11 protein-coding genes are annotated in these 12,267 nt (G+C 54.4%); 2 read left to right on the forward strand and 9 right to left on the reverse strand.

The genetic code is table 11. The features are described from left to right. The 9 genes from LLG09_01985 to LLG09_02025 form a co-directional block, all read right to left on the reverse strand. Positions 1-752 (reverse strand): nucleotidyltransferase family protein (locus LLG09_01985; protein MCE5195888.1); only part of this gene is annotated, 752 nt, incomplete at its 3' end. Between the two features lie 91 nt (positions 753-843). Beyond that, positions 844-1,272: a C-GCAxxG-C-C family protein gene (locus LLG09_01990; protein ID MCE5195889.1), complete on the reverse strand. Its 429-nt coding sequence runs from the start codon at positions 1,270-1,272 to the stop codon at positions 844-846. A 326-nt stretch (positions 1,273-1,598) separates the two neighbouring features. Then, on the reverse strand, positions 1,599-2,744 hold the full coding sequence (locus LLG09_01995) for an AMP-binding protein (GenBank protein MCE5195890.1): 1,146 nt from the start codon (positions 2,742-2,744) through the stop codon (positions 1,599-1,601). Beyond that, positions 2,741-3,334, reverse strand: coding sequence for a class I SAM-dependent methyltransferase (locus LLG09_02000; GenBank protein ID MCE5195891.1), 594 nt, complete (start codon positions 3,332-3,334; stop codon positions 2,741-2,743). The genes LLG09_01995 and LLG09_02000 overlap by 4 nt, the downstream gene beginning before the upstream one ends. Then, positions 3,325-4,704 (reverse strand): radical SAM protein, encoded by a 1,380-nt coding sequence (locus LLG09_02005; protein MCE5195892.1) that lies wholly within the window; start codon positions 4,702-4,704, stop codon positions 3,325-3,327. Before LLG09_02005 ends, LLG09_02000 begins: the two co-directional genes overlap by 10 nt. Then, on the reverse strand, positions 4,704-4,904 hold the full coding sequence (locus tag LLG09_02010; protein MCE5195893.1) for a hypothetical protein: 201 nt from the start codon (positions 4,902-4,904) through the stop codon (positions 4,704-4,706). The genes LLG09_02005 and LLG09_02010 overlap by 1 nt, the downstream gene beginning before the upstream one ends. 74 nt (positions 4,905-4,978) lie before the next feature. Continuing rightward, positions 4,979-7,195 (reverse strand): NAD(P)-binding protein, encoded by a 2,217-nt coding sequence (locus LLG09_02015; protein MCE5195894.1) that lies wholly within the window; start codon positions 7,193-7,195, stop codon positions 4,979-4,981. A 184-nt stretch (positions 7,196-7,379) separates the two neighbouring features. Then, complete coding sequence (locus tag LLG09_02020; GenBank protein ID MCE5195895.1) at positions 7,380-10,295, reverse strand: molybdopterin-dependent oxidoreductase; 2,916 nt, start codon at positions 10,293-10,295, stop codon at positions 7,380-7,382. 142 nt (positions 10,296-10,437) lie between these two features. Beyond that, complete coding sequence (locus LLG09_02025; protein MCE5195896.1) at positions 10,438-11,148, reverse strand: pentapeptide repeat-containing protein; 711 nt, start codon at positions 11,146-11,148, stop codon at positions 10,438-10,440. Positions 11,149-11,195: 47 nt separating this feature from the next. On the opposite strand from LLG09_02025, the gene LLG09_02030 reads away from it, so the two are divergent. Beyond that, positions 11,196-11,690, forward strand: a complete 495-nt coding sequence (locus tag LLG09_02030; GenBank protein MCE5195897.1) for a GNAT family N-acetyltransferase — start codon at positions 11,196-11,198, stop codon at positions 11,688-11,690. 205 nt (positions 11,691-11,895) lie between these two features. Then, a complete protein-coding gene (locus LLG09_02035) occupies positions 11,896-12,114 on the forward strand; it encodes a hypothetical protein (protein MCE5195898.1) in 219 nt (72 codons plus the stop codon). The last annotated feature ends 153 nt before the right edge of the window (positions 12,115-12,267 follow it).

Genomic DNA, 12,267 nt, shown 5'->3' on the forward strand with positions numbered 1-12,267 from the left:
CCGGACGAGTAAGAAATCGACAACAATTTGCAGGCGGCGCTCAAAGAACCGGCCAAAGCAACTTTTTCCAATAAGACGGCGGTGTCATCCTGGAAAAATACTTCCCGCCGGCTGAGAGAGAGCTGCACGCTGCAAGTGACCGGATTGGTTTGCGACATCGCCGCGGCATATTGTTTCAGGCGCTGATAATCTTCCGGCCGATCGGCATCCAGGGTCATGCCCAGATCCGGCAGTTCAATCGTTTCTTTGCTGCATGTGAGCGATGACAGGGCAGCCCCCAAGCCGCCGTCGCCTTTCGATTGCAGCAAGTCGCTGATGATGCCATTCTGCAGCAGCACCGGGTGTCCGGAACGGCCTTTGTGGCTGGGCAGCAGAACGGCGCAGTGGGAATAATCCATCAAGCCCATCATCGTCAGCAAGGAGCGTTTGGCGAACAGCGGCACATCGGCGGGCAGAAAAAAGAAGCGTTCGCAGCGTTCTTGGATCCATTGCATGCCAAGGCAAGCGGAAAAAAACATATCCGTCGTGCGGTAATCCGGATTATAGAGGCAGGTAACGTTCAGCGGGGCAAGATGATGCTGCAGCCGTTCCGCTTCCAGCCCGGTAACGACCACGATGGGATCGACACCGGCGGCTTTCAGCGTTTCAATGGCGGTCTTGATGACGGTGGAACCACCCAGCTGCAGCATGGGCTTGAATGATTTCATGCGGGAAGATAAGCCTGCGGCGACAATGACTGCTCCGGTCTTCATAGAGAACCTCCTGTCGAATAAGATTGTAAAACATAACGATGCCGAAAAGCTTCCCGGCAGGTCTATCTGCCGGGTAAAGCACACCTTTAGTTTATAACAGCTGCGGCAGCGTGTCAATCACAAAAGCCATAATCGCGGGGCAAATTTCCTGCGGTAAACCGGCTTCCGTCAGCCGCACGTCCGGCTGCAACCCGGCAGGCGTACTGCCGAGAATTTCAAGGCAGCGAAGACCGGGATACTCTTCCAGGAAATAGGCCTGCAACAGCTGAACTTTTGCTTTCAATAGGGCTTTCCGCTCTGCCGGCGCATCGGCAGCGCTGCCGTAACGCAAGCCTAACACCATCACGGCAGCGGCGTAAGCGCCGCAAACTTCACCGCAATAGAGGCCGCCGCCGAATCCGGCTGCCAGGCGGCGCGCCGTGTCGGTATCCAGACCCAGTGGTTCGGCAAAGGCAGCCAGCACGATTTGAGCGCAATTGAAACCGAGGGCATGTTGCTGATTGACATAGTGCAGACTCATGGCTTACCCCCGATCCGCCCAGCGGTAATCTGAGACACTGGGCATTTTAATGGAAAACGAGAACCGGCGGCGGCAGCCAGATTTGTTTGCGGCAAACCGGCGGTATCCCGTTTCACCGGCCGGGCGCATATCGACTGCGGCCGCAAAAATCCGCCGCAATTTGGCGGCTGCGCCGGCGAACTCGTCTTCACCCGGTAAAAAAAAGCTAAGGTTTTGCGTTTGCCTTGGGCGGTAAAGAAGGTGCGGCGGCTGATTTTACCGTGAAAACAGATGTTTGCTTTGGCGGTCGGAGTGAAATTTTTAAGTTGCGTGATTTTATCCCCCCCTTACAATATTCTGCGTTTTGCGCTCTCACAGTCGGGCTTACCGAAGCTGATTTCAACTGAAAATTCGCGCTGCAGAGCAGCGAAAATCCGTGTCTGGATTTGCTGCGGAGTGAGTGAGCTGTCGAGGACGAGGTGCAGATGATCCTGCTGGCGTTCTGCCCGGTAATTTTTTACCTCTGGCAGAGAAAAGACGGCTCGGTCCAGTTCATGCACCGTCAGCCAGCCCCAAAGCTTTTCCTGCCGCAGCCGCGTTTGTTCTTCAGCCAGGCGATAGGGATAGATATCCGGCAGCAGGCGGCCGCGATCACCGGTGCGGTAACGCAGCAGCGGCATGGCTTCACGCTGCAGCGTAGTCAGCACGATTTCACCCCATTCACCCGGTGCTAAAAGGCGATCGCTGTCGGGATCGGCGATTTCAAGCCGGAGGAACGGGTGACAGATTTGCAACCCGGGACCGTTTTGACCGCGCACCGCGCAGCCAAAACCGCTTTCCGTCAGACCATAATGCGGATGCGTCCGGCAATGCCAGGTTTGCTCCAATTCACGCAGCAGCCAGGCCGGCGTGTAATCGCCGGTCACCAGCAGTGATTTGGGCCGCAGCTGCGGCGCGGCGCGGCTGAGGACTAATAAGGGAATGGGATAACCGGCCAGGCAATCCGCACCTTTGGCAGCCAGCGCCGCCGCCGCCGGATCAGCAATAAAGCCATACGCTTTGGCTTGTCCGCCCAGGTTCGTAATCGCCCGTTCCAGTAAATCACCCACACTGTACTGCGTAGCGCCGGGCAGAAAGAGAGCGGCTGTTTCACCCGGCTGCATCAGTTCCTGCATGCCTGCCGAAAAATACTCGATGGTCTGCCGCAAGTCTTTCGGAGAAAAAAAGAGACGTTTGGGTTTGCCGGTGGTGCCGGAAGTCGGCAGCGTGGTGATGCGCGCTACCTGCCGCGGCGGGATGCAGAGAAAGCGCTGCGGGTCCGCGGCTAGTTGGTCGGCGGTGGTGAAGGGCGGTATGCCCTGCGCATAAAAATCCGAACGCTGCGCCTGAAGAATCTGCCGCTGCAGCATCTGCTGCTGCCAAGCCTCAAGCGCCCGGAAGTCCGCAATTTGGCAATGCCGCAGCGTCCAGCTTTCCACAAAAGATAAGGTCATGAGCTTGCCTCCAGGATTGCCAAAAAGTAACCGCATTTGGCCTGACGCAAAGCCGTTCGGTCCAGTTTGGCGTAAATTTGCTGACTGCCCCGCTCCAGAATCCATTGTCCCCAGAATTGCGGCAGCTCTGCGGACTGATCCTGCCAGCTGAGGAGCGCGAAACCGGCGGCCTGGAAGCGCTGCAGCAGGGTGGGGCGGCTTTCCATTCTGCCCAGCACACCGGAGAAATCGGCGGCTTGGCCGCGGGCGTAAAAATCGGAGATCAGCAACTTGCCGCCCGGTTTTAAGACACGACGGGCTTCGCCCAGGGCTGTTTGCGGAGCGGTGATTTTGGAGAAGCTGCATTCAAACAGCAGACCGTCAAAGCTGCTGTGCGCAAAAGGCAAAGCGGCGGCATCCGCTTCTACAGCGCCGGCGGCAGGCAGCAAATCCACCCCAATCGCCTGATACCCTAACTCTTTCAGCAAGGCAACGGTAGCTCCCGTACCGCAGCCGATATCACAAAGACTGGCTGCCGGCGGGAATTGGCAAGCCGCCACACCCCAACGGGTCAAGGTCAAACCGCCGGGACGGCAGACGCTTAGTTCCATGGCGTTAAGTAGTGTGCGCAGAAGGGGACTAAGCGGCCCTGCTCGTAAACATGCAGACTGCAGCGCCGCAGACGTTCCAGATCGATTGTACCGGCATCCTGAAAGGCCATGGCGGAGATTGTGAAGCCATGCGAACGCACACGTCGGGCAAAATAGTTTAAATCCTGCAGATCTCCGGGCTTGGCGTCCTGCCGATCTCCGGGCTTGGCGTCCTGCGGACACGCTGCCGGGTTCTGCGGGCGCAGCAAGCTCGTTTTCATAGTTTGCGGCGCTTCCCTGTCTGAGAGAGCCGACTTTTCCCGCAGCCAGCGCCGGACAACGAAATTGCGATTCTGCGCCGCAGTCACCGGCCTGGCGGCCGAGCAGCCGCAGCCGGAGGCTGCCTGGGAAAGGGCGGTCGGCTGCTGATTTTCATCGATCACGAAGTCGCCGTGGAAACCGCAGAGCGGGTGATCGCAGCGGGAGGGAAGTAAATTCTTCACCGCTACTCTGCCGCCGGTCTGCCGTGCAATTTCTACGACCAACGTATCGAGAGTCAGGCGGTCTTCGGCCTGCGGCGGCTGCGGAATGCGGCCGAAATAACTGACGGGCTGAAAATGCACGCCGCGGACAGCCGGAGAGTTGGCAAAAGCAAACTGCAGGATGCTGCCGATGGCATCAACGTTCACCCCCGGTACCAAAGTCGGGACCAGGGTGACGCCAATCTGTTCCGCCGCACAGTTTTGGATTGCCCGAAGTTTTAAGTCCAGCAGCGGCTTACCGCGCAATTGCTGATAAATACTGTCCTGCAGACCGTCGAATTGTAAAAAAACAAAAGACAAACCTGCTTCGGCAAGCGCATGCAGATAGGCGGGGGACTCGGCCAAACGAATGCCGTTGGTATTCAGTTGGAGATAGCGAATGCCGGCGCTTTTGGCCGCGGCGATGATCTGCGGCAGGTCGTCGCGCAGGGTTGGCTCTCCGCCGGACAACTGCAGCAGCGGTTGACTTAAGGCGGCGAGCCCTGGCAGGGCATCCAGCAATTCCGCTAAGGCAACATCGCTGCCGTCGCCACCCGCGGCGAAACAAAAAGGGCAGTGCAGATTACAGCGCCCGGTCACTTCCAAAACAACGCAGCAGGTTCCCTGCAGATGCTCGCTGCAAAGCCCGCAGGCTGTGGGGCAGGGAGGCGCTTGCTCCAGTTCCGGCAAATTGCCGCGCCAACTCTCGAGATCAAGCTGGTTGCGCCAAATCGGCGCCGAAAAAAAACCGTGTTGGGGACAGGTTTTTTGCAAGGTAATTGCACCCTGTTCGTCCTCCACCTGCTCGGCCGGGAGAGAACGCAGGCAAACAGGGCAGAGACTGTAGGTATGGCGGATCACTTTGCCCATTATTTATCCTCCAATTCCTGTTCCACTTCCGCCATGCGCCCGCGCGCCAGTTCCTCCGGGATGTAAACCAGACCGCAGACTGGGCATTTGGGAATATCGGTAAAAAAGCTGTGTCCCAGATACTGAAAATACGTTTTTTCCGGCTGCAGTTCCACCTTGCAGCGATAACAGATCAGTTTCCTGGCGGTTGATTCTGACATTTTAAAATCCATTCCTTTCGCAGTGCCTAAGGCACAAATCGAGATGAAAAGGATGCAAACAGTTCCTTTTCACGCTATTCTCCGCCCAAGCTCATGCGGTGGCAGTAAGCATTTTCCAGGCAGAAGCCGTCGGCTGTGGGGCGGTATGCGACCCAAAATGTCATCTGTCCGATTTGCAGGTGTCCGAAGCAAAGACCGCTCTCGTCCAGCGCTTTTTCACCGCTTGCTTCGCAGTGACGGATCACAGCCTCGACATCTTCCAGTAAGATCAAATCACGCTGCAATTTTTCCGCTGTTTGGGGCGAAAGCCGGAGCGGCAGACGGTTTTCAGACATGGGTGCTTCCTCCTTAAAAAATTCGTGTAAGAGTGTTTTTTTCAGCAGCCGACGGTTTTGACGGCTCTCGCTGGCTGTGGGAGCTCTGCGATAAGCGGCTTCTCTGCCGGTATGCCGGTTGAGAGCAAAGAGCAGATCGAGCAGATGATAAGCAGGTTTGCCCGCTCCGGCAAAAACATCGCGGCAGTTTGCACAGTAGGTGAGATACGGCAGTTCGCTCCTGGCGGCACGATCGCGCACCACTTGGGCAAAGTAAGGCGGATTGGCAATAGAGACCTGTCCGCCCCAGCCGCAGCAGAGCGGCAGTTCCGCTTCGTCTGCGATCCGGCAGCCGGCTTTCTCTGTCAAAACACGCACCGCTCTGTGCAATTCCGGATCGTCCTCCGATTGACAGGGATCAAAAACCGCTAGCCGGGCTGTTTCTGCGGCGGTGACCGGCGGTTGAAAACCGTGTTGTTCCATCACCTGATAGAGCATGCGGCTCTCGATCTCCGGCAGAAACTGCCGAAAGATATTGCGGCAGCTGACACAGGCGAAGACAGCGATCGGCCGGCCCAAATCAAGCCATTGCCGCCGGATTTGTTCGATTGTGCTCTGCAGGAGCGCCTGGTCACCGGCCCAAAGCGCTGGCGCCCCGCAGCAGCCGGTGAAGATTGCCGTTTCGGGTTCCACGCTTAAAAGATAGCGATAGCTCTCCGTAACATAGCGCGGATCCGAACCGCCCAGACGGCAGCCGGGAAAGAAGAAGTAGCTGCTTCGCTCGCCCGGTGCGGCCGGGCGAACCAGAGCGCAGTCCGCTCCGTTGGAAAATTCCAGATCCCGCAGCCAGAAATCATGAAAAGGCCAGGGCATCGCGCCTTTTTCCTGCATGCTGCGCTGACTTTGCAAGAGAAAAGCACCGGTGTCGATACCCTGAGGACAGACGTTTTTACAGACGTCGCAATGATTGCAGCTGGCGATCAGACGAGTAGCCACGGTGCCGTTGCCATCCAGCGTACCGGGGTGGATCGTGACCTCCACCTCTTCCTCGATACGGCCGGGTGATTTGCCGTAATAACGCATCAGGTCACAGTGCTTCAGACAGGCATCGCACTGACACTTCAGACAGCGGCCGGCTTCTTGGACCGCCTGGTCTCGCGTCAGGGGGCCGTCGGTGACAGCCGGCGGCGCAAAGGGGATTGCTGCGGCATCCATGACCAGCCGGGTGGTTTTCCTGGTTTCGGGTTGGCGCATCAGCCCGGTTTTCAGGTACGCTTCGATTACACCGGCCATCCTCAAGCCGGTGGCGATGGCATCGGCCGGCTGTTCTCCGCCGCCGAGAAAAATACCGTCTTGCCGGCTGGCGCCTGCCGCACCGCAGAAGCCAAAACGATTCCCCTCCGGGCCGGTTGCGATATAAATCGCATCGGCCGTGAGCGTCGCCAGATCGTTGATTTCACAATTCAGCTTGAGCTCATAGCGCTCATACATCAATTGCAGTTCGAACTCGGCTAAAAACTGTTCCGGCAGCAGCAGATCCCAGAGACAGCCGCCGATGCGATTGGTCTTTTCATAGAGAACAACTTCGTATTTGCGGGCGGTCAGCCGCAGTGCACAGGCAAGACCACCAGGTCCTGCACCGATAATGGCGATTTTTTTGCCTTTCGCCGGCAGCTGATACTGATTTGGCCGCCGATTGGCGGCGTAGGCAACCGCCGCCTGCTCCAATTTACCCAGCAGTACCGCTTCGTCTTTTTCTTTGCGGATACAGGCAGCCGCGCAAGGACGATGACAGACCTGGGCAACGATAGCCGGAAAGCCGACCGTATTCTGGAACAAACGATAGGCGCTGTTGAAACTGCCGCGTTGCAGGCGGCTGATCAAGTCGCGCACATCCAGTCCGAACGGACAGGCGCATGAGCAAAACGGTGGTTCTTCCCGCAGACAATTTTTCAGTGTTTCTTTGAAATCACGCATTTTTGCTCCTTTGGATTGCTAAAAAGGAGAGGATCATTCACTTTTGTGAATCATCCCCTCCTCGTGTTTTGAGAAGCGATGAAACGGAAGTGAGTTACACAACCGTTTTCGAACGCCGCCGGCCGGGATCCGGCAGCGACGGTTTTTCCGATCAACAATTCGGAAGGGGAACGGTTTCGGCAGCCTAGAAGAATTTTTCGGCTCCCTCGCCAAGCGGTACAAAGTGATCGACTTTCCCGACTTTAACGGGATTGGCCTTGATGTTTTCCAATTCTTCATAAAGATCGGAGCCGAGAAAGTATTTTTTGGGTGTAATTTGGCCGCCGGCGGCTAAGAGGTCGAGGCCGGCTTTGACTTTGTCAGGCAAAGCGGGCATTTCATAAATGCGAACGCCGCAGGCGTTATAGATGGCGTTCAGGACCGCAACATGACCGGCGGATTGATAAGCCTCGGATGCGCCGGAAGAGCCGAAAGGTCCGACTTCATCGGGACGTTCATAATGGATGATTTTGATCTCGTCCGGGATATCCTTGATATAAGGCACGCCGCTGGTCAGGGGATTGGTGTGTTTTTTCACATCATCGTAATTTTCGCTTAAGGCAAAGCCAATTGAATGAGAAATGCCGCCGTAAGCCTGTCCGTTGACCGCATCGATATTACCGATTTTACCGACATCATCGACAACCGTGAAACGCAGAACGGTCGTCTTGCCGCTGGCGGTATCCACTTCTACTTCCGCCAGGTTCAAGCAGTAAGTATAGGCCGGATTGGGATCCCCTATGCCGGTATTGGGATCCAGACGGCAGAGACCGGCAACGCTTGTATTGGAGTAGGTGCCTTCGTATTTGGTGGGAATGCCTTCCGCAATCATTTCCTCGTAGGTGCGGTAAGTGCCGTCCGGCTTGGTCATGGCTTTGATCAGTTTTTCGGCGGCGATCCGGGTCGCATTGCCGCTCATGAAGTGGGTGCGGCTGGCGCCGGACATGCCGCTGTCGGGGCATTCTTTGGTATCATTCTGAATCAAGCGGATTTGATCCGGCTTGACGCCCAGCGGTTTCAGAGATTCCAGCGTCAGCATCAGGGAGCCGATATCGCCGCCCTGACCCAATTCCTGATAGGTGTCGTATTTATAGAACATCTGATTCGGCGCGATTTCAATGGCGGCGGAGGCTTTGTCGGTAGCGCCTTCGGTCACATTGAAACCACCCCAGGATAAACCAACGCCGCGGCGTTTGGCCGCTGTGTCGGCCGCTTTGGCTTCCGCCACCGCTGTGTCGTAGTAAGGCTTCATCATTTTCATAATGGCTTCCATGGGATATTGCCGATAGGGATAACTGTTGGTATTGGTCTGACCTTCGCGGGCAATGTTGCGCCAGCGGAATTCAAAAGGATCAATACCGGCTTTGGCAGCCAGCATATCCATCATCGCTTCGGAATGTGTGTAGGCCTGAGGCGAACCATAACCGCGGTAAGCGGTGCCAAAATTATGATTGGTGTTGGCAATCCGCGCCAATCCCGCAACATTGGGCACATAATAGGGGAAATAAGCGAAACGCGGCAGCTTGGTCATCAAGTCATCACCGCCCCAGGAGTAAGCGCCGTGATCAATACCAAAATCGAATTCGGCAGCCGTGATTTTACCGTTGCTGTCGCAGGCAAGGCGGCCGTTGGAGTAAGCGGGGCAGCGTTTGCCGCTGAAATGCTGATGTTCTTCATAAGTCATGGAGAGTGCAACCGGCATTTTGGTGACCACCGCGGCAGCACCCGCCAAGACCAGATCACCGGCGTTGGTGGACCAGCCAAAAGAGGCGCCGGTCGGATTCATGATTACCCGCATTTTCGACTTGGGTACGCCGAGCGAATTACCGATGCGGCCGAGGGAAGAATAAACACCCTGGGATTTGCACTGGAAAGTAAGGTTGTCATCTTCATCAAAGTAAGCTTGAACGGTATCGCCTTCCACGGAAAGATGAGGTTCCCGGGTGGAATAGTAGCTGCCTTCCACGCTGTAAGCGGCATGATCAATCAGCTCGGCTACTTTTGTGGCATCCTCCAGGCCGGCCCCTTTGAGCACGGGCTGCATGGCGAATATATTCGGCGTATCCTCATGAATACGCATGGCATCCGGCATGACGGCATCGAGATAACTCAAATATTCCGGTAGTTTTTCCAATTCAACCTTTACTTGAGCGGCGGCGGCGCGGGCATGATCTTTGGTATCGGCCACGACCAGAGCCACGACATCGCCATAGCGATAGATTTTGTCTTCACACAAAACTTTGCGGCTGGGCACCATAACGGTAGTACGCTCATGAAACTGACCTTCCGCCATGACGTTGGAACCGCCGGCGGCTTTTAACTCTTTGGCGGTGATAACCTTAACGACGCCGGGCATTTGCTCGGCTGCCTCAAAATCTATTTTTAAGATTTTAGCGTGATGCGCCAAACGCGGCTGGACCATCACGGCATGCAGACTTTCCGCCGGCATTTTTAACTCCTGATCATCGCCGTAATCGGCTAAGCCGCAGACTTTTGCCAGAGCAGTGGGGCGTACCAGGGGTTTGCCGTAATATTCGTTATCGCTGGGCAACTGGAAGGTTATTTCTTCGATGCCGGCCTCACCGCGCATCACTTTGGCAGCGGCGATCACGGCGTCCACCAACTGCTTATAACCGGTGCAGCGGCAGATGTTGCGGTGCTGTTGGAACCAATCGCGCACTTCCTGCCGGCTGGGATTGCTGTTCTTTAATAAGAGAGCATAAGAGGAGACAATAAAGCCAGGGGTGCAGAAACCGCACTGCACCGCGCCGCAATTCATCCAGGCAACCTGCAGAGGATGCAGATGAGTGGGGCTACCGATTCCTTCAATGGTGATGACTTTGCTGTATTCTTTGACCATTTTGATTTTACGAACACAGGAACGAATCAGTTCACCGTCCAGAACAACCGAGCAGGAGCCGCAGACACCGGTGCCGCAGCCGACTTTCACGCCGGTGAGACCCATTCTGCGCAGAATATCAGCAAGAGAATCTTTCTCCGGATCGCAAAGGAACATCCGATTTGCGCCGTTGATATTCAGCCACATCTTACGTAACTTCATTTTTTTACCTCCCTGATTTGATTTTTTAAAAAGGAACTCAAGTTAATTTCATTCTATTTCGACAGGATGTTTGTGTCTAGCGTAAAAATCGGTAAACACTTAACTTAAAATTGGGTCTTTGGAGAGAAATATGATGAATCTGTTATTCGCTGCTGTCGTGCGGCCGGACCGTACCCGGCAACTGTCGTGGCGGCAGCTTACTGAGGTTATCCTCGATCACAATGCCTAAGAAACGTGCCAGTTCGACTGCCTGCAAAGAAGTTACGATGGCTCCCTGTAACTCCGGACCAGCCAGCTTTACGCCGGATAACTGACAGCTGCGTAAATCGAGTCCCTTTAAGGCAGTGTGCAGCAGCTCACAGCCGGTGAGGTTACAATGCTGAAACTGCAGCGATTTCCAGGTGCAGTCGCTGATGGAAGCGTTGGAAAACTCACAGTGGCTGAAGAGGAGAGTCTGAATATCACCTTCTGTGAAATTGGCGTAGTCCCCGTTGACTTCCTGCATTAAAACGTGCCGCCAAAGACCGGCGGTCAAATCGGCACCCAGCAATTTGCAATTGCGGAATTCTACCCGCTCAAAACGGCATTCCGGCCAACGTGCATTGGAAAAATCACAATTTTCAAAAATAACATTCAGGAAAGATGCTTTTCGCAACGAGACAGCCGAAAAATTGCACTTTTTAAAATGACAGCCCTGCACATTCATCTGATGAAAAAGGTTTTTCGGCCAGTCTTCCTGAAAAAAGAAAGCATCCGTCAGAGCTTCTTCACTGAGACAGGCTTTGGTCAGGGCTTCTGTCAAAGGCAGCAGCCTAGACAGCTCCGGCAGCAGAATCGGCTTAAGCAGGCGCATCGGGTGACCTCCTGATGAGCAAAAATGATAAGAAAGGATGAATCGGTTTGGAAGTACTGCAAGTGACAGAACGTGCAGAAAAGATGGAGATTGCAGCAAAGATCCTTGATCAACTGCCGGATTGGTTTGGTATTCCGGAAGCTACAGCGAATAATGTCAGGCAATGTGCTGTTTTGGATTTATGGGTAGCGCGGGACGAAGAAAAACCGATTGGCTTCATTGCCTTAAAACAACATTTCCCTGAAGCTGCCGAACTTACTGTGCTGGGAATCCTGCCGGAATATCATCGGCAGGGAGTGGGACGTCAGTTGCTGGCAGCCGTGGAAAACCGCTGCCGCAGAGAAGGGATCCGTTTTTTGCAGGTAAAAACGCTGGATCCGATGAAAGAAAATGCCTGTTACGACAGAACGCGCAGTTTTTATTTGGCGATGGGCTTTACTCCGTTGGAAACCTTTCCGACTCTTTGGGATGCGGCAAATCCTTGTCTGCAAATGATAAAAGTACTGGAGCAGACAAAGCATGCAGCTGAAAGGGAGAGATGATACCTTCTCTTTGTTTTTCGTTGGATGGCTGCGCTGAAACAGATCAATTATAGCATAGATCATCCTGAAAACAAGGAATTTGCTTATTGGGCAGATTTCCGATTCGGTAAAATAATCGAAAGGGATGGTAGCGTGAAAAGGAACTGTTTGCATCCTTTTCATCTCGATTTGTGCCTTGAGCACTGCAAAAGGAATGGATTTTAATATGAAAATCAACAAGGTCAATTTGGCTTGGTTCAGTCCGACTCAGACCAGGAATAAAATCCCGCATGCGGTCGCCCGGGCGTTTCCTGCGAAAGTCAGTGGTTATGAGCTGACCTTGTTGCTGCAAACCGCCCAATTGCATTGTTTTGCAGCAGAGGAGTTGCTAGTATCCGGCATGCCTATTGAGCGCCGGCAGGAAATAGCAAAATATTTACAATGAAAATGTAATATGATCCTACGCTCCCACCTAAACTTTATAACTACAACCAGCTATACTCGTAGAAACTTCGGAAAGTGCTGTGTTTCTGCATAAAAACACTATATTTTGACATAAAAACAATTGACTTTTCCGGGAATTGTAGTTATAATTATT

The organism is Negativicutes bacterium (assembly GCA_021372785.1).
In the GTDB taxonomy this organism is placed as follows: domain Bacteria; phylum Bacillota; class JAAYKD01; order JAAYKD01; family JAAYKD01; genus JAJFTT01.